The organism is Mycobacterium sp. NGS40 (assembly GCF_059812735.1).
Genome location: NZ_JCALDG010000017.1, coordinates 1 through 18,043, shown reverse-complemented (window position 1 = coordinate 18,043; position 18,043 = coordinate 1). Strand labels below are relative to the sequence as shown.

17 protein-coding genes and 1 pseudogene are annotated in these 18,043 nt (G+C 67.5%); 12 read left to right on the top strand and 6 right to left on the bottom strand.

Translation table 11 applies throughout. From position 1 onward, the window contains the following. Positions 1–7 precede the first annotated feature (7 nt). The 7 genes and pseudogenes from AC5Y5O_RS23075 (at position 8) to AC5Y5O_RS23045 (ending at position 8,282) form a co-directional block, all read left to right on the top strand. Complete coding sequence (locus AC5Y5O_RS23075; protein ID WP_096286358.1) at positions 8–703, top strand: class III extradiol ring-cleavage dioxygenase family protein; 696 nt, start codon at positions 8–10, stop codon at positions 701–703. Positions 704–779: 76 nt separating this feature from the next. Continuing rightward, on the top strand, positions 780–1,721 hold the full coding sequence (gene miaA / locus AC5Y5O_RS23070; RefSeq protein WP_096286360.1) for a tRNA (adenosine(37)-N6)-dimethylallyltransferase MiaA: 942 nt from the start codon (positions 780–782) through the stop codon (positions 1,719–1,721). Between the two features lie 4 nt (positions 1,722–1,725). Continuing rightward, a complete protein-coding gene (gene dapF / locus AC5Y5O_RS23065; protein WP_096286362.1) occupies positions 1,726–2,604 on the top strand; it encodes a diaminopimelate epimerase in 879 nt (292 codons plus the stop codon). A gap of 46 nt (positions 2,605–2,650) precedes the next feature. Next, positions 2,651–4,111: a GTPase HflX gene (hflX, locus tag AC5Y5O_RS23060; RefSeq protein ID WP_096286364.1), complete on the top strand. Its 1,461-nt coding sequence runs from the start codon at positions 2,651–2,653 to the stop codon at positions 4,109–4,111. A 75-nt stretch (positions 4,112–4,186) separates the two neighbouring features. Next, entirely contained in the window at positions 4,187–5,347 is a 1,161-nt protein-coding gene (locus AC5Y5O_RS23055; RefSeq protein ID WP_096286366.1) for an acyl-CoA dehydrogenase family protein, read from the top strand. 526 nt (positions 5,348–5,873) lie between these two features. Next, a pseudogene (locus AC5Y5O_RS23050) lies at positions 5,874–7,196 on the top strand (LGFP repeat-containing protein); the annotation flags it as partial. A gap of 126 nt (positions 7,197–7,322) precedes the next feature. After that, a complete protein-coding gene (locus AC5Y5O_RS23045) occupies positions 7,323–8,282 on the top strand; it encodes a sunset domain-containing protein (protein WP_500027689.1) in 960 nt (319 codons plus the stop codon). A 17-nt stretch (positions 8,283–8,299) separates the two neighbouring features. Here the strand turns inward: AC5Y5O_RS23045 and lexA are convergent, their stop codons facing one another. Then, complete coding sequence (lexA, locus tag AC5Y5O_RS23040; protein ID WP_096286370.1) at positions 8,300–9,001, bottom strand: transcriptional repressor LexA; 702 nt, start codon at positions 8,999–9,001, stop codon at positions 8,300–8,302. A gap of 292 nt (positions 9,002–9,293) precedes the next feature. Here lexA and AC5Y5O_RS23035 point away from each other — a divergent pair, with 292 nt between their 5' ends. The 3 genes from AC5Y5O_RS23035 (at position 9,294) to AC5Y5O_RS23025 (ending at position 10,915) form a co-directional block, all read left to right on the top strand. Then, positions 9,294–9,803: a LysM peptidoglycan-binding domain-containing protein gene (locus tag AC5Y5O_RS23035; RefSeq protein WP_500027631.1), complete on the top strand. Its 510-nt coding sequence runs from the start codon at positions 9,294–9,296 to the stop codon at positions 9,801–9,803. A gap of 156 nt (positions 9,804–9,959) precedes the next feature. Then, the gene (gene nrdR / locus AC5Y5O_RS23030) at positions 9,960–10,424 is read left to right on the top strand and encodes a transcriptional regulator NrdR (RefSeq protein WP_096286374.1); all 465 of its coding nucleotides are present in this window, start codon (positions 9,960–9,962) and stop codon (positions 10,422–10,424) included. A 5-nt stretch (positions 10,425–10,429) separates the two neighbouring features. Then, on the top strand, positions 10,430–10,915 hold the full coding sequence (locus tag AC5Y5O_RS23025; RefSeq protein ID WP_096286376.1) for a peroxynitrite isomerase: 486 nt from the start codon (positions 10,430–10,432) through the stop codon (positions 10,913–10,915). Between the two features lie 3 nt (positions 10,916–10,918). On the opposite strand, the gene AC5Y5O_RS23020 is transcribed toward AC5Y5O_RS23025, so the two are convergent. Genes AC5Y5O_RS23020 through AC5Y5O_RS23010 form a run of 3 tightly spaced genes read right to left on the bottom strand, consistent with a single transcriptional unit; the run spans position 10,919 to position 13,681 of the window. After that, the gene (locus AC5Y5O_RS23020; protein WP_500027628.1) at positions 10,919–11,605 is read right to left on the bottom strand and encodes a PhzF family phenazine biosynthesis protein; all 687 of its coding nucleotides are present in this window, start codon (positions 11,603–11,605) and stop codon (positions 10,919–10,921) included. Positions 11,606–11,639: 34 nt separating this feature from the next. Next, a complete protein-coding gene (locus tag AC5Y5O_RS23015; RefSeq protein ID WP_500027626.1) occupies positions 11,640–12,671 on the bottom strand; it encodes an alpha/beta fold hydrolase in 1,032 nt (343 codons plus the stop codon). 35 nt (positions 12,672–12,706) lie between these two features. Beyond that, positions 12,707–13,681 (bottom strand): proteasome assembly chaperone family protein, encoded by a 975-nt coding sequence (locus tag AC5Y5O_RS23010; protein WP_096286380.1) that lies wholly within the window; start codon positions 13,679–13,681, stop codon positions 12,707–12,709. Positions 13,682–13,886: 205 nt separating this feature from the next. Here AC5Y5O_RS23010 and AC5Y5O_RS23005 point away from each other — a divergent pair, with 205 nt between their 5' ends. Beyond that, a complete protein-coding gene (locus tag AC5Y5O_RS23005; RefSeq protein ID WP_096286382.1) occupies positions 13,887–14,708 on the top strand; it encodes a trypsin-like serine peptidase in 822 nt (273 codons plus the stop codon). Here AC5Y5O_RS23005 and sthA read toward each other — a convergent pair whose 3' ends face one another. After that, a complete protein-coding gene (sthA, locus tag AC5Y5O_RS23000; RefSeq protein ID WP_096291012.1) occupies positions 14,709–16,115 on the bottom strand; it encodes a Si-specific NAD(P)(+) transhydrogenase in 1,407 nt (468 codons plus the stop codon). Positions 16,116–16,228: 113 nt separating this feature from the next. On the opposite strand from sthA, the gene AC5Y5O_RS22995 reads away from it, so the two are divergent. After that, positions 16,229–17,287: a DUF4192 domain-containing protein gene (locus AC5Y5O_RS22995; protein ID WP_096286384.1), complete on the top strand. Its 1,059-nt coding sequence runs from the start codon at positions 16,229–16,231 to the stop codon at positions 17,285–17,287. Positions 17,288–17,294: 7 nt separating this feature from the next. Here the strand turns inward: AC5Y5O_RS22995 and AC5Y5O_RS22990 are convergent, their stop codons facing one another. Next, positions 17,295–17,984, bottom strand: coding sequence for an iron-dependent transcriptional repressor DtxR (locus AC5Y5O_RS22990; protein ID WP_096286386.1), 690 nt, complete (start codon positions 17,982–17,984; stop codon positions 17,295–17,297). Between the last annotated feature and the right edge of the window lie 59 nt (positions 17,985–18,043).

Here is an 18,043-nt window from a genome sequence, read left to right as displayed (position 1 = left end):
TGATGTCGTGCTGAGCGCCATTGCGATCGTTCCCGCCACGCCGCTGCTTGTTCCCGAGCTCGCCGGCGCGGCGGCCGCCGAACTGGCCGACCTGGCGACGGCGGTGCTGGCGGGGGCAGCGCTGTTGCCGCCGCGGTGGGTCGTGATCGGCACGGCCGACACCGACGATGTGGTGGGACCCGACGGGATCGGCAGTTTTGGCGGCTACGGCGCCGATGTGCGCGTCCGCCTGTCGGCGCGGGCCGCCGGGCCGACCGATGCGGTGGCCGACTTCCCGCTCTGTGCGCTGATTGCCGGCTGGCTGCGTGGCCAGGTCCGTCCCGAGGCCGACGCGCAGGTTCGCGTCTATCGCGGCGATCACGACGCCGACACCGCGCTGAAGATGGGTCGGCGGTTGCGGGCCGAGATCGACCGGGCGTCCGATCCGCTCGGCGTGCTGGTCGTCGCCGATGGCGCGAACACCCTGACCGCGGGTGCGCCGGGCGCCTTCGACCCCGCGAGCCCCGATGCCCAGCGGGCCCTGGACGACGCGTTGGCCAGCGGTGACATCGCCGCGCTGGCCGGGCTGCCGGAACAGATCCTGGGGCGGGTCGCATTCCAGGTGCTGGCCGGGCTGACCGAGCCGGGGCCACGTTCGGCCAAGGAGCTGTACCGGGGAGCGCCCTACGGTGTGGGGTACTTCGCCGGAGCCTGGCAGCCGTGAGGCCCGCGGCGATCGCAAGCTCGGCGGCCCGCCGGGCGCGTGGGGGCACCTCCCGCTTGCGGGGGAGGGTCGACGCATGAGACCACTGGCGATCATCGGGCCCACCGGGACCGGCAAGTCGCAGCTGGCCCTCGACGTCGTCGAGCAACTCAGCGGCGAGGTGAGCGCCGAGATCGTCAACGCCGATGCCATGCAGTTCTACCGCGGCATGGACATCGGGACCGCCAAGCTGCCCGTCGACGAACGTCGCGGCATCCCGCATCACCAGCTCGACGTCCTGAACGTCACCCAGACCGCGACCGTCGCCCGCTATCAGCGAGCCGCCGCCGCGGATATCGAGGCGATCGCGGCCCGCGGCGCGGTGCCGGTCATCGTCGGCGGTTCGATGCTCTACGTCCAGTCGCTGCTGGACGACTGGACGTTTCCGGCCACCGATCCCGCGGTGCGGGCCCGCTGGGAACAACGGCTCGCCGAGGTCGGCGTGGGCGCGCTGCACGCCGAGCTGGGCCGCCGCGACCCGGCCGCCGCCGCGGCGATCCTGCCCACCGATAGCCGCCGCACGGTGCGCGCTCTCGAGGTTGTCGAGCTCACCGGCCGGCCGTTCGCGGCGTCCGCGCCCCGCATCGGCGCTCCTCGCTGGGGCAGCATTATCGTCGGATTAGATTGTGACACAACGATTCTCGACGAGAGATTAGCCCGACGCACCGACACCATGTTCGCCGAGGGTCTGGTCGACGAGGTGCGTGCGCTGCTCCTCGAGGGCCTGCGCGACGGCGTCACCGCGTCACGCGCGCTGGGTTACGCGCAGGTCCTTGCCGCGCTCGATACCGACGACCCCGCGGCGCTGCGCGACGCGCAGGAGCTGACGTTCGTGGGCACCCGCCGCTACGTGCGACGGCAACGGTCGTGGTTTCGCCGTGATCACCGCGTGCACTGGGTCGACGTGGGCGCCGCGACCGGGTCCGACCGCGCCCGGGTCGTCGCCGACACCTTGCGGGCGTGGCGGCACGTACCCTGAACAGGTGATCTTCGCCAAGGGCCACGGCACCCAGAACGACTTCGTGCTGCTGCCCGACCTCGACGCCGAGCTGTCGCTCACCCTGGCCGGGGTGGCCGCGCTGTGCGACCGCCGCCGCGGGCTGGGCGCCGACGGCGTGCTGCGGATCACCACCGCGGGTGCGGCCGTGGAAGTCGGCGTGCTCAATCGGCTGCCCGACGGTGTCGGCGCGGACGACTGGTACATGGACTATCGCAACGCCGACGGGTCGACCGCGCAGATGTGCGGCAACGGCGTGCGGGTGTTCGCCCACTACCTGCGTGCCAGCGGCCTGGAGACCCGCGACGAGTTCGTCGTCGGATCGCTGGCGGGGCCGCGGATGGTCACCATGCACCACGTCGACGCCACCAGCGCCGACGTCACCGTCGACATGGGTAAGGCCAACCGGATGGGCAGCGGGGGACCGGCCTTTGAAGCCGTAGTCGGCGGCCGGCGCTTGAGCGGGTTGGCGATCGACGTGGGCAATCCGCACCTGGCGTGCGTCGACCCGCAGCTGAGTAGCGACGCGCTCGCCGCGCTGGATGTCGCCGCGCCGGTGCAGTTCGACCGGGCGCAGTTCCCCGAAGGCGTCAACGTCGAAGTACTCACCGCGGCTGTCGAGGGCGTGGTGCGGATGCGGGTCCATGAGCGCGGGGTCGGCGAAACCCGTTCGTGCGGAACCGGAACCGTCGCGGCCGCGGTGGCCGCGCTCGCGGACGCCGGGTCCGACACCGGCACCCTGACCGTCCGGGTACCCGGGGGCGACGTCGTCGTCACCATCACCGACGCCACCAGCTTCCTGCGCGGGCCGTCGGTGCTGCTGGCCCGTGGCCTAGTGAGCGAGGACTGGTGGAACGCCCAATAATTCGGATGCACGCCGCGGAATTGGCGTGCACTATTGCTAATTGCCTATGACACATCCCGAACTGCCGTACCCCGATCCGCCGGCCGACCATCCCGCGTCCGAGCCCAGCGTCGGTGAACTCGCCCTCGAAGACCGCTCGGCCCTGCGCCGCGTCGCCGGGCTGTCGACCGAACTCGCCGACATCTCCGAGGTCGAATACCGACAGCTGCGGCTGGAACGCGTCGTGCTGGTGGGGGTGTGGACCGAGGGCAGCGCGGCCGACAACCAGGCGAGCCTGGCCGAGCTGGCGGCGCTGGCCGAAACCGCCGGCTCGCAGGTGCTCGAGGGGCTGATCCAGCGCCGCGACAAGCCCGACCCGTCGACCTACATCGGCTCGGGCAAGGCCCAGGAGTTGCGCGACGTGGTCGTGGCCACCGGCGCCGACACCGTGATCTGCGACGGTGAACTATCCCCGGCGCAGCTGACCGCCCTGGAAAAGGCCGTCAAGGTCAAGGTCATCGATCGCACCGCGCTGATTCTCGACATCTTCGCTCAGCACGCCACCAGCCGCGAAGGCAAGGCGCAGGTGTCGCTGGCGCAGATGGAGTACATGCTGCCGCGGCTGCGCGGCTGGGGTGAGTCGATGTCCCGGCAGGCCGGTGGTCGCGCCGGCGGCAGCGGCGGCGGGGTGGGGCTGCGTGGTCCCGGAGAGACCAAGATCGAGACCGACCGGCGCCGCATCCGCGAGCGAATGTCCAAGCTGCGCCGCGAGATCAAGGACATGAAGCAGGCCCGCGACACCCAACGCAGTCGCCGCGTGCACAGCGATATGCCGTCCGTCGCGATCGTCGGGTACACCAACGCCGGCAAGTCCAGCCTCCTCAACGCGCTCACCGGGGCCGGCGTGCTGGTGCAGGACGCGTTGTTCGCCACCCTGGAGCCCACCACCCGGCGTGCCGAGTTCCCCGACGGCCGTCCGCTCGTGCTCACCGACACCGTCGGGTTCGTGCGGCACCTGCCCACCCAGCTGGTCGAGGCATTCCGTTCGACGCTCGAGGAGGTCGTCGACGCCGATCTGTTGGTGCACGTCGTGGACGGTTCCGACGTCAACCCGGTCGCCCAGATCAACGCGGTGCGCCAGGTGATCTCCGAAGTGGTCTCCGACCACCAGGGGGAGCCGCCGCCGGAGTTGTTGGTGGTGAACAAGATCGACGCCGCGAGCGACCTGATGCTGGCCAAGCTGCGGCACGGGCTGCCGGGTGCGGTGTTCGTCTCCGCGCGCACCGGCGAGGGCATCGACGAGCTGCGCCGGCGGATGGCCGAACTGGCCGCCCCCATCGACGCCGCCGTCGACGTGGTGATTCCCTACGACCGCGGCGATCTGGTGGCCCGGGTGCACGCCGACGGCCGCATCGAGGAAGAGGAGCACGACTCCTTTGGCACGCGGATCAAGGCCCGGGTTCCGGTGGCGCTGGCCGCGAGCCTGCGTCAATTCGCCACGGCCAACGGTTCGACTCCCCAGGGCTAGACCTGGGCGGCTGCCTACCAACCGTCTGGTTGGTATATGTTGGGCGGCAGAGTTCCCGGCGGCCGGAGGTTATCCATGGGCAGTGCAATCAAGTACCAGCGCACACTGTTTGAACCCGAACACGATCTGTTCCGCGAGTCCTACCGGGCCTTCCTCGAGCGCCATGTGGCGCCGTACCACGACGAGTGGGAGAAGGCGAAAATCGTCGACCGCGGCGTCTGGCTCGAGGCCGGCAAGCAGGGATTCCTGGGCATGGCGGTGCCCGAAGAGTACGGCGGCGGCGGCAATGCCGACTTCCGGTACAACACGATCATCACCGAGGAAACGACCGCCGGGCGATACAGCGGAATTGGCTTCGGACTGCACAACGACATCATCGCGCCGTATTTGCTGGAGCTGACCAACGACGAGCAGAAGCAACGCTGGTTGCCGAAGTTCTGCACCGGCGAAATGATCACCGCAATCGCGATGACCGAACCGGGCACGGGCAGCGACCTGCAGGGCATCAAGACCCGCGCGGTCAAACAGGGCGATCACTACGTGCTCAACGGCGCAAAGACGTTCATCACCAACGGAATCAACTCCGACCTGGTGATCGTCGTCGCGCAGACTGATCCGGACAAGGGCTCACAAGGCTTTTCGCTGCTCGCCGTCGAACGCGGCATGGAAGGCTTTGAGCGCGGCCGCCATCTGGACAAGATCGGCCTCGACGCCCAGGACACGGCGGAGCTGTCGTTCACCGACGTCAAGGTTCCCGTCGAAAACCTGCTCGGTGAGGAGGGCAAGGGCTTCATCTACTTGATGCAGAACCTGCCGCAGGAGCGGATCAACATCGCGGTCATGGCCGCCGCGGCGATGGAGCAGGTGCTCGAACAGACGCTGCAATACACCAAGGAGCGCAAGGCCTTTGGCAAGCCGATCGGCAGTTTCCAGAACAGCCGTTTCGTGCTGGCCGAGCTGGCGACCGAGGCAACCGTGGTGCGCATCATGGTCGACGAGTTCCTGCGGCTGCACCTGGACAAGAAGCTGACGGCAGAGCAGGCCGCGATGGCCAAGTGGTACTCCACCGAAAAGCAGGTGCATCTGATCGACCGGTGTCTGCAGCTGCACGGAGGCTATGGCTACATGCGCGAATACTCGGTTGCTCGTTCCTATCTCGATGCCCGGGTGCAGACGATCTACGGCGGCACAACCGAGATCATGAAGGAGATCGTCGGGCGCAGCCTCGGGGTCTAGCCGCGTGATCATGACGCATATCGGCTAACGTCGGCGTCGGTGGACCAATCTTGCTGTCACGCAACAACGAATCGTCGGCAGACGCGCGGTATCCGTGCGGATGGTGACACGAACCACGCACAAATAGTCGGCTTACGCTGTCATTGCTTGGGTTTACGGCAAAATAGTCGATGCCCATGAATAGCTCCTTTGCTCGAGTGGATAGCCGGCGCCTCGCGTACGGTCGGCGCATGTCCATCGGGTGCTCGGAGCGCGTAATCACCCGCCCCCGGCGTGTCTTGAGGCAGGATCGGTCGCGACATGATCGTCGTCCCGCATCATTTCGACATCGGAGTGGTCTCCGTTTTCGTAATATTCGCGAATTGCCTTCGTATTTCTTGTTCGCTGGAGCAAAGTTATGCGAGCCCGGCGATAATACGAACTCGGTGGGGTTCGTAACCCGCGTTTGGGGCACCAACCGCGCGCAGGGGCCGCAGGGTACGGGCATGGCCATACAAAAGGGCATATCCGTCGGCTGGGAGGCTTGGTGAACGGGAAGAGAGGTCACGTGCGCAGGCTCGCTGGTCGGGCGCTCATCAGCGTGGCGACCACAGCGTTGGCCATCGTGCTGTTGGCACCTACCGCTTCGGCGTCTCCGATCGGTGACGCCGAAGCCGCCATCATGGCCGAGTGGACCAAGGCCGGCGGCGACACCTCTCCGCTGGGTCCCCGCAAGGGCGACGTCTACCCGGTTGCCGACGGCTTCGCGTGTGACTTCGACGGCGGCAAGTTCTTCTTCACCACGGCCACCGGGGCGAAATTCATCTACGGGCCGATCCTGGAAAAATACGACATGCTCGGCGGTGCGGCCGGCGGCGATCTGGGCTTTCCGACCATCAACGAGGTGCCCGGTCTGGCGGGCCCGGACAGTCGGGTGGCGACGTTCTCGGCCAGCGACAAGCCGGTGATCTATTGGACGCCCGATCACGGCGCGTTCGTCGTGCGCGGCGCCCTCAACGCCGCCTGGGACAAACTCGGCAGCTCCGGTGGCGTCCTGGGAGCCCCGGTCTCCGATGAGACCTACGACGGCGAAGTGTCCTCGCAGAAGTTCAGCGGCGGCCAGATCTCCTGGAACCGCAAAACCAAGGAATTCACCACTGAGCCAGCGAATTTGGCCGAGCAGCTCAAGGGCCTGCAGGTAGCGATCGATCCCACCGCGGCCATCAACATGGCCTGGCGCGCGGCCGGCGGTGCCAACGGTCCGCTGGGCGCCAAGCAGGGCGGTCCGAACCCCATCGGCGGTGACGGCATCGTCCAGAACTTCGCCGGCGGCAAGGTGTTCTTCAGCCCGGCGACCGGTGCGAGCGCGCTGGAAAGCGACATCCTGGCGAAGTACGAGTCGGTCGGTGGCCCGGTCAGCAGTGACCTGGGTTTCCCGACCGCTAACGAATCCGACGGCGGCATCAGCCCCAACAGCCGGATCGCCACCTTCTCCGGGGCCGACAAGCCGGTCATCTTCTGGACCTCCGACCACGGCGCCTTCGTGGTGCGCGGCGCCATGAAGGCCGCCTGGGACAAGCTGCGTGGTCCCACCGGAAAGCTGGGCGCGCCGGTCGGCGATCAGACCGTCGACGGCGACGTGATCTCGCAGAAGTTCACCGGCGGCAAAATCTCGTGGAACCGCGCGAAGAACACCTTCTCCACGGACCCGGCCAACCTGGCTCCGCTGCTATCGGGTCTGCAGGTGTCGGGGCAGAACCAGCCGAGCGGTTCGGCGATGCCCGCGCACGCCAAGAAGTGGTTCAGCTGGAGCTGGTGGTATCTGTTCGCCCTGGTTCCGCTGCTGATTCTGGTGCTGCTGGCGGTGTTCGTGGCGTTGCGCTGGCGCCGGCATCGTGCCGGTCGCAACAGCGCACCCTACGACCTGGAGCGCGACGCCGTCGGCGGCTACGGGGACACGGGTGAGCCGCGCTGGGGTCCCGACTACGCCGAGCACATGTCGTTCACCGACACCCACGAACAGGATCTCCGGGACGCCGAGCACGCGCCGCTGGCCAGGTGGCCGCACGCACCCGAAACGGCCGAAATCGACGAGGACGGCGGGTATGACGAGCCGTCGCATCCCGTCACCGAGGAAGAATGGGATGAGCTGGCGGTCGACGAGCGGGATCCCGACTCGGTCGACACCGATTCCATCCCAGTCGTGTCGGCCGACGATCTGTCCGACGCCGGTTACGGCGATGAGCTGCCGGAAGTCGGCTATCCGGCTAGTCCCGACGTACCGGAGAGCGCGTATCCCGACGTCGTCGCCGAGGACGAATACGCCGCTGCCGCGGGCCCGGAAGGCGCTTATTCACCCGAAGGCGCCTATCCGGAGGCCGGCTATCCCGAACTCCTCGACGAGGACGCCGCTTACCCGGAGGCGGGCTATCCGGGCGCCGCTTACCCGTCCGCCGCTTACCCGGAGGCGGGCTTCCCGGGCGCCGAGGAGGACGAGGCCGCCTACCCCGCCGAGGAGCAGGAGACCGCGTACCCCGATGTCGCCGTGCCGCACACGCCTCCTGATCTGGCCGGCGCCGGTGGCGCGTCCGGTGCTGCCGGCGGGGCCGCTGGAGCCGCCGCGGGTGGTGCCGCAGCCAGCCTGGCGGCGGCGCTGGGCGCCGCGGCCGGCGTCGCACCCAGAGCGGCGGGGCGGCATGCAGCCGCGGATGCCGACGACGAGGCGGACGTAGTACCGGTGGCGGCGATCGGGGCATTAGGCCCCGCCGGGCGCCCGACGATCCACCTGCCGTTGGAGGACCCGTATCAGATGCCCGACGGCTACCCGATCAAGGCGAGTGCTCGCTTCGGCCTTTATTACACGCCGGGCAGCGACCTCTACCACGACACGCTCGCCGAGATCTGGCTTTCCAGCGAGGAAGCCGCGCTGGTCAACGGCTTCGTGAAAGCCGACTGACGCCGTAGCGCACGGCGCTATACCTTGCGGATCACCGTCACGACCTTGCCGAGCACGGTCGCGTCATTACCGGGGATGGGATCGAACGCCGGGTTGTGCGGCATCAGCCACACCTGACCGCCCGCGCGCTTGAACGTCTTGACGGTGGCCTCACCGTCGAGCATGGCGGCGACGATGTCGCCGTTGTCGGCGACATTCTGCTGCCGCACCACCACCCAGTCGCCGTCGCAGATCGCGGCTTCGACCATCGAGTCGCCGACCACCTTGAGCAAGAACAGCGTGCCCTCGCCGACCAGCTCGCGGGGGAGTGGGAAGACGTCCTCGACGGCTTCCTCGGCCAGGATCGGTCCACCGGCCGCGATGCGCCCGAGCACGGGGACGAACGTGGGTTCCGGTAACGCGTCCGACCCGGCGACCTCGGTGGCCGGCGCGGCCGCCACCGCGTCGTCGGCGCCGCGGACGTCGACGGCCCGGGGGCGGTTCGGGTCCCGGCGCAGATATCCCTTGCGTTCGAGGGTGCGCAGCTGGTGGGCCACCGAAGAGGTCGATGTCAGGCCGACGGCGTCGCCGATCTCCCTGATGCTCGGCGGGTAACCACGGGTGGTCACCGACTCCCGGATGACATTCAAGATGGTGCGTTGCCGCTGGGTAAGCGATGAATCCACGGAACGCGTGCGGCCGTCCGGGCCGGTTGCCGAGGTGTCGTTGCTGTCGCTCATGGCACTGAATGTAGCCTCCCTGACCCGAAGAATCAAACATGTGTTCGACTGGCGTGTCATGGCAAGCACATAGTGGCTAAAGACCCTAGAACGGCCGAATCACACGTGTGTAACTTTTGCGTAGACCGGGTACCTGTGCTGCATGGAAGGGACGGCGACCGGCAGAAGTTGTCGGTGGCGGGGTCTAGCGTTTGGCCCGTGCGACACGCTTCGCTCAAATGTTCGGATTTCGAACACACGAGCGATAGTGTCGAACACACGAGCGAGGATTCGACGACCGGAGGAACGCACCATGACGCTCATGCATACAGTCTCGCCGCGGACCAGCACCATGCGGCGCCCCAGCGATGGGCTCGTCGCGCGGCCTCGCTATGACGTCGCACGGCCCCGCTACGAGCAGGAGCGCGTGCTGCGGTCGCGCCGGTCGGTGCAGGCCCGGCCGGCGGGAGCGCCGATGCGCTACCGCGGTACCGGTGTCGCGGAGTCGCAAGCACCGCATCGCCGCCGCCCGGTCACGCTGGGGACGACGGTGGGTCTGGCCCTGATGGCCGGCGTCATCACGCTGTGGTTGGGCCTGGTCGCGAATCTCGGTCAGATCGCCAACGGCGACTCCGCGGCTGCTCCTGTTCCGGACCGGCTGTCGGTCGTGCAGGTCGAGCCGGGCGAATCGCTTCAGGATGTAGCGCACCGGGTCGCGCCGGAAGCGCCGGCCCGCCAGGTCGCCGACCGCATCCGCGAACTCAACAACCTGAGTTCCCCGGCGCTGGCTGCCGGCCAGACCCTGATCGCGCCGGTCGGCTGACCGTAGCCGCGTATCGCGAAAACCGCTCTACGCCAAGGCTCCTCGGTCCTGCCGTCAGTGACGGCGCATGCGTCGTGGCTACATTGGCCCGCCCGGGGAGCGCACGGGTACGCTCGGAGTGTTCTTCCGAGATGCCGGCACAGCGAAGGAGCGGTCATGCACTGCCCGTTCTGTCGCCATCCCGACTCCCGGGTGATCGACTCCCGGGAAACCGATGAAGGCCAAGCCATTCGGCGCCGCCGATCCTGCCCGGAGTGCGGACGCCGGTTCACCACCGTGGAAACCGCGATCCTGGCCGTCGTCAAACGCAGCGGTGTCACCGAGCCGTTCAGCCGCGAAAAGGTCATCAAAGGTGTGCGGCGCGCCTGCCAGGGCCGCCAGGTAGACGAGGACGCGCTGAATCTACTGGCTCAGCAGGTGGAAGACACCGTCCGCGCCGCCGGATCGCCGGAGGTTCCCAGCCACGAGGTCGGCTTGGCGATCCTCGGCCCGTTGCGTGACCTGGATGAGGTGGCCTATCTGCGGTTCGCCTCGGTATACCGGTCCTTTTCGTCGGCCGACGATTTCGAGCGCGAGATCGCCGCGCTCCGCAAGCACCGCCAAGTATCGACACCGAGTTGACCGCGATGCCCCCGGACCTGCATCCGGATCTCGAGGCGCTCGCGCCGCTGCTCGGCACCTGGGCCGGCCGCGGTTCCGGCGAATACCCGACCATCCAGCCCTTCGACTATCTCGAGGAAATCGTGTTTTCCCATGTGGGGAAACCGTTTCTGGCATACGGGCAAAAGACCAAAGGGGCCGACGACGGCAAGCCGATGCATGCCGAGACCGGCTACCTTCGGGTGCCGCGGCCCGGCCACGTCGAGATGGTGCTGGCCCACCCCAGCGGCGTGACCGAAATCGAGGTCGGGTCCTACCGGGTGACCGGCGGCGTCATCGAAATCGAGTTGGCCACCACGTCGGTCGGATTGACCCCGACCGCCAAAGAGGTTTCCGCGTTAGGCCGAACCGTGCGAATCGACGGCGACCAGCTCTCCTACTCGGTGCGGATGGGTGCGGTCGGGCAGCCCCTGCAGCATCATCTGTCCGCGGAGCTGCACCGCAAGTCCTGAATCTCAGTCGAGTTGCGTCACACCGTCGTTGACGACGCGGCCGGCAACGCGGGCCCAGCCCTCGGGGTTCCACGACGTTTCCAGCATCGATCCCTTGCCCTGGATGATGCTCAGGTCGCGGCAGAGATGGCCGGTGATCCGCATGGCCGCCGAGCCGGTCGCTTCGTCTTCTGGCACACCGAGATTCGCGACGAACATCCGGGAACGCACAACCCCGGCGGACTGATCGATCCAGGCCCACAGGTAATGCGCGGAGTCGTCGGGAAATTCGCTGGTGTCGGCAGCGAGGACCTGGTCAACGGACTCGAATTCGTGGAAGCCCACCTCCGGGCCCCATTCCGGGCGGGCGCGCACACCCACCACGTCGTCCTCGTAGTGCACCCCCACGATGCCGGCCGGCACCGCAAGCGTGTTGACCGGCGTACCGTTCGCGCGCAGCCACCATGCCGCCCCGACGGTCGGGTGCCCGGCGAACGGAATCTCGGTGCGCGGCGTGTAGATCGTGGTACGGGCGGTGGTGGCTCCGGCCGGCGGTAGATCGACGAATACCGTTTCGCTGTAACCCAATTGGGTGGCCAGCTGCTGGCGATCGGCGGGCGCGACCTGACCGGCGTCGACAACGCCCAACGGATTACCGAAGTTGCCGTCTCGGTCGGTGAAGACGCGCAACACCGTCACGTCGATGCCCATGGCCCGACTGTACGGGCCCGGTCAAACGAATTGTCTACGTCGCGCTGCGCTCGTCGGAACCCATCGCGTTGAGCACAGCGACGCGGGTGTCGGCCGGGCCGGTGACCGTGCGCTCACCGCTGCCGGTGCGCAGCAGCTCGCGCAGCGCGGTTTGGTCGTATTCGGCGGGTGCGGTGGTGTCGATGAAGCGCTGGACGACGTCGATGAAACGGGCCGGGTCTTCGTGGAACGGGAAGTGGCCGGAACCCTGGAAGATCTCCAGGCGCGAGCCGGGCATTGCGGCGTGTGCCATCCAGGCATGGCGGACGGGAACCACCACATCCTTGGTGCCCCAGACGATCTGCACCGGGATGGCCTCGGTCAAATAACATCGGTCCAGGAACGTGACGATCTGCCCGCGCCAGTCGACCACGGCCCGCAGAGTCCGGCTGAAGGCCGATGAGGCCGTCGGCTCGGGCAAGTCGTCCAGGATGCGCAACACGTTCGGAAGATCGCGGCCCAAGCCGGTCGATCCGATCGCCAGGCCCGCCAGCCGCCCCGCCAGCTGGACTGCCGGCAACACCAGGGGCAGCCGCAGCAGTGCCAACGCCTCCGTCCCGATCGGCAGCGAAGCCAACCGGAAGGCGACGTTGACGTCCTTGGTGACACCGCCCGCGGCAACCAGGATGAGCCGCTCGACCAAATGTGGGAACTGGTAAGCGAATTGCATCGCCACCCCGCCGCCGAGGGAGTGACCGACGATGGTCACGCGCTCGATATCGAGCACGGACAGCAAGTCGCGCATTCCGTTGGCGTAGCCGGCCACCGAGTAGTCCGCGCGAGGTTTGTCGGACCGTCCGTGCCCCAGCAGGTCGGGGGCGATCACCTTGAACCGCTGAGCGAGCTTGGCCTGCACGGTGTTCCACGTCGTGGAGTTGTCACCGATGCCGTGAATCAACAGAATCGCCGGCCCGGAGCCGGCGATACGAAAGGCACGTTTGTATCCGTGGATGGTGCGGAACTCGAGCCTGGGAGTCGTCACTTCGCGCACTGGACGAAGATTGCTCTTGCGCTTCCGCTCAGTCATCTCGCCCACCCTTGTTGTCGCGCCCCGCAGGGCGGTTAAGCCGGGTTGTCGTCGTCGCGCTTCTTCTCCGCCTGTTGGGCTAGGAATCGCTCGAACTCGGCACCAAGTTCGTCGCCGCTAGGAAGGTCCTCGTCGCGCGTTAGTAACGACCTGTTTTCCTGAGCGTCGATGAAGGCATCGTACTGGCGCTCGAGTGCGGCCACCACTTGAGCGACCTCGGCGCTCGCCTCGACCTGCTCGTCGATCTTGCCCCGGATCTCGGCGGCCGCCTCGGTCAGCGCCGACAGCGGCAGCTCCAGCGACCCGGTCTTGGCGACCTGCTCGAGCAGCGCCTGCGCGGCGGCGGGATAGTCGGTCTGCGTCAGGTAATGCGGAACGTGAACCGTGAATCCGACCACCTCGTGCCCGTGCTGTGCCAATCGGTATTCCAGCAGGTTCGACGCACTGCCCGGGACCTGGATCTCGGAGATCCACGGCTGGAAATCGGTGATCAACTCGCGGTTGTTGGAGTGCGCGGTCATCGTGATGGGCCGCGTGTGTGGGACCGCCATCGGGACGGTGCCCAGGCCGATGGTTTGGCGCACGCCCAGCCGTTCGGCCAGCAGACGCACCGCGGTGATGAAGCGCTCCCATTTGAGATCCGGTTCCATCCCGGCGAGCAGCAGAAACGGGGTGCCGACGCTGTCGCGCAGTGCGAACAGGCTCAGCTCCGGGTCGTCGTAGTTGGTGAAATGGTCGGTCTTGAAGGTCATCAGCGGCCGTCGCGACCGGTAGTCCAGCAGTTCGTCGATCGCGAAAGACGCGACCAGCTCGGTGTCCAGGGTTTCCTTCAGGTGGGTGGCGGCCAGCCGTATCGCGTGGCCGGCGTCCGAGAACCCCTCCAAAGCGTGCACCAGCACCGGGCCGCGGCCGTCCGAGGTCACCAACTGCGGCGCCGGGAACTCCAGCTCGTACATGCCGGGTTGCCCTGGCTGGTAGTAGAGATCGTCGTCGTTGCGCTCGTTGGACATCGTTGCCTCCTCCCGGGGGTTTCTCCAGGGTGCCCTACCCAGTGTCTCCCGAATCAACAGGCACTGTTACTCGAAACGGGATGACGCGTGAACGTAATCCGGATGGAACAATGCCGCCCGATCGGTTTAGTCCAGCAAATCTACAACCGCGGCGCCAAGCGTGGAATTCCGCTTCCACCGCTGTGGTCGGGCATGATGGGGATCGATGCGCGTCCGGATGTTGCTGCTATGCCCACTGGTCGGCCTGGCGACGTTACTGGCGTCGTGCGGGCGTCCGGTGCTGCATGTGTCGTTGCCCACTACCACGCAGGCACCGAAAACGAGTAAGACCGTCCAGCGTCTCAGCCAGCCCGAGCCGGGCGCGGTTGCGGCCCCGGTGGATCCGGACCGGCGGGTGGGAGCAATCTTCCTGGACGGCAGCACCCAGCATGTGTGCACGGGTTCGGTACTGCATTCCGCGACCGGCAACCTGGTGCTGACCGCCGCGCACTGCCTGGCCGGAGCTGCCCAGATCACCTTCGTGCCCGGTTTGTCCGGCGATGGGGTGCCACCCGATCTCTGGACGGCCGACAACGTCTACCTGGATCCGCGCTGGGTTGCTAGCAAAGACCCGCACGCCGACTACGCGATCGCGCGGGTCAACAGCGACCATGGCGGATCGGTGGAGGCGCGGGCCGGCTTGGCGCTGACCCTGGGCACCGCACCACCGCCCAGCAGCCGCGTCACCGTGGTGGGCTATCCCTCCGGCGTCGGCGGCTCGCCGATCGGCTGTCAGGGCAGCACAGCGGTGACCGACACCGGATATCCCTCGTTGGTATGCCAGGGGCTCGTCGGCGGTACCAGCGGGGCCCCCTGGGTCAGCGGCACGACGGTCGTCGGGCTGATCGGTGGACTCGAACGCGGGGGATGCGCCGAGAACGTGTCCTACTCCGCGCCGTTCGACGACCACATCGCCCAGTTGCTGACCCGCGCGGAAGCCGGCGGCCCGGGCGATCCGATACCCGTGGACTTGGACGACACCTGCTAGTCAGCGGCGGAATTGGTTGAGCGCGCGCACCTTGTTCATCACGTCCAGTGCCGCCACCTTGTACGCCTCGGAGAATGTCGGGTAGTTGAACACCGCGTCGACCAGGTATTCGACGGTGCCCCCGCACCCCATCACGGCCTGCCCGATGTGCACCATCTCAGTCGCACTGGTGCCGAAGATGTGCACCCCGAGCAGCTTGAGGTCTTCGGTGGACACCAGCAGCTTGAGCATGCCGTAGGAGTCGCCGGCGATCTGGCCGCGGGCCAGCTCGCGATAGCGGGCCATGCCCACCTCGTAGGGGATCGAGGCCTTGGTCAGTTCCACCTCGGTGGCCCCGACGTAGGAGACCTCGGGAATGGAGTAGATGCCGATCGGCTGCAGCTCGGTGATGCCTTCGGTCGGCTCCCCGAATGCGTGGTAGGCGGCTAGGCGCCCCTGCTCCATCGAGGTCGCGGCCAGGGCCGGGAAGCCGATGACGTCGCCGACGGCGTAGATGTGGGGCACCTTGGTCTGGAAGAAGTCGTCGACGAAGATGCGGCCGCGGTTGTCGGCCTCCAGCTCCGCGTTGTGCAGATCGAGGTGGTCGGTCTGCCCTTGGCGCCCGGCGGAATACATCACCGTCTCGGCCGGAATCTGCTTGCCGCTGGCCAAGGTGGTGATGGTGCCGGCCGAGCCGACGTCGACCGCGGTCACTTCCTCGCCGAACCGGAACGTCACCGCGAGGTCGCGCAGGTGGAACTTCAGCGCCTCGATGACCTCGGGGTCGCAGAAGTCCAACATGTCGCTGCGCTTTTCGACGACGGTGACCTTGGTGCCCAGTGCGGCGAACATCGACGCGTACTCGATACCGATCACCCCGGCGCCGACGACCACCATCGAGGTGGGCAACGTCTTGAGATCCAGGATCCCGTCGGAGTCGAGCACGCGGTCTTCGTCGAACTCGACTCCGGACGGTCGTGCCGGCCTGGTGCCGGTGGCGATCACGACGTATTTGCCACTGATGGTGAGCTTTTCGCGCCGGGACGGGTCTTCGACCTCGATGGTGTGCGGGTCGATGAAGCGTCCGTGCCCGATCAGTAGGTCGATCCGGTTGCGCATCAGTTGGTTACGTACGACGTCGACTTCCTTGCCGATCACGTGCTGGGTGCGAGCCAGCAGGTCGGCGGGGGTGATCTTTTCCTTGACGCGATAGCTCGCACCGTAGAGTTCGCGCTGGCTCATGCCGGTGAGGTAGAGCACCGCTTCGCGCAACGTCTTTGACGGGATCGTGCCGGTCTGCACGCACACGCCGCCCAGCATCTGGCCGCGTTCGATGATCGCCACCGATTTGCCGAGCTTGGCCGAGGCGATGGCGGCCTTCTGGCCGCCCGGCCCCGAGCCGATCACGACCATGTCGTATTCCTGCATCGATCCCATGAGATAGACGATAGAGCCCACAGTCGAGACTTTCTCCACAGACGGATCGCTCGATCGCGTTGCGCGAGCGCCGTCTGACGGTGGCGGCCAGCAGCGTTGGCCTCATGTCACCGCTCACACCCGATTTTGAACTGAACCGTCCCGGCGCACTGATTGCGGCGCTACCGGCCGTTCTCGGCTTCGTTCCGGAGAATTCATTGGTCTTGGTGTCGTTGGATCGCGGCGAGCTCGGCGCCGTGCTGCGCGTCGATCTCTCCGGCGAGCTCGCCGGCCGGACCGGGCATCTGGCCGAGGTTGCCGCCGCGGCGGCGCCCGAGGCCGCGATCGCCGTGATCGTCAACGACGAGGGCGCCCATTGCCCGCAGTGCAACGACGAATACCGGCAGCTCTGCGCAATGCTCGCAGAAGTGTTGTTGGAGAACAACATTGAGCTTTTGGCGGCGCATGTGGTGGATCGGGTGGCCCGTGGCGGCCATTGGCATTGCGTCGACGAGTGCGGCGCGGGCGGCGCGGTGGACGATCCGTCCGCGTCGCCCCTGGCCGCCGCGGCGGTGCTGGAAGGCCGACGGTTGTATGCGCGTCGCGCCGACCTGCAGGCCGTCATCGCCGTCGACGATCCGGACCGCAGCGCCGCGCTGGCCGGACGGCTGCAACGCCAGTCCGCACGGCGTGCGGCGGCCCATCGAAAGGATCCCGCCGGATGCGCCCGCCGAGACGTCAAACGGGCGATCGCCGCGGCGTCTCGCGTCTGCGGCGGTCAATCGCTGTCCGACACCGAGCTGGCCGCGCTGGGCTGCGCGCTGGACGACGCCCAGGTGCGCGACACGTTGTACGCCCTCGCGGTGGGCGAGAAGGCCGGGGAAGCCGAGACGTTGTGGGCATCGCTGGCCCGCGCCCTGCCCGCGCCGTGGCGGGTCGAAGCGCTGGTGTTGCTCGCGTTCAGTGCCTACGTCCGCGGGGATGGCCCGCTGGCCGGGGTGTCGCTGGAGGCCGCGCTGCGCTGCGATCCGGAACATCGAATGGCGGGCATGCTCGATACGGCGTTGCAGTCGGGGCTGCGGCCGGAACAGATCCGCGAACTCGCGGCGAGCGGCTACCGGCTGGCCAAGCGGCTCGGGGTACGGCTACCGCCGCGACGGGCATCTGGGCGCTGTGCCGGATAGCGGCGAGTCAGACCTTTTCGACCTTGACGGCGTGCGCCATCTCGTGGGGCAGGGTGACGTTCTCATGGCCGGGTATCAGGATGGTGACCCCGGCGGGCCCGGTTTCCACGGTGACGCGCGCATTCGGCACGACACCGGCGTCCTTGAGCCGTGCGATCAGATCGATGTCGCCCTGGACATGTTCGGTGAGCTGACGGACGACGACCGCGACCGGCGATCCCGCCGGCAACTCGGTCAGCCGGACCAGATTGACGTCGTCGGCGCCGGAATCGGGGCCGACGCCCAGGTCCAGCAAACCGGGAATCGGGTTGCCGAACGGGGAGGTGGTGGGATTGTTGAGCACCTTGACCAGCCGGCGCTCGACGTCCTCGCTCATCACGTGCTCCCACCGGCACGCCTCGGCGTGCACTTCTTCCCATGGCAGACCGATGACGTCGACGAGCAGTCGTTCGGCGAGCCGGTGCTTGCGCATCACGGAAATGGCCAGGGCCCGGCCTTTGTCGGTGAGTTCCAGGTGCCGATCACCGGCCACGTGGAGCAGTCCGTCGCGCTCCATCCGGGAGACGGTCTGGCTGACGGTCGGCCCACTCTGGTCGAGCCGTTCGGCGATCCTGGCGCGCAGCGGCGTTACGCCCTCTTCCTCGAGGTCGTAGATGGTCCGCAGGTACATCTCGGTGGTATCAACCAGGTCGTTCATTCAGCACCCTCCATTGACGCCGAGTCTACTTGGCCAGCTGCCGAAATGGGTTCAACGCT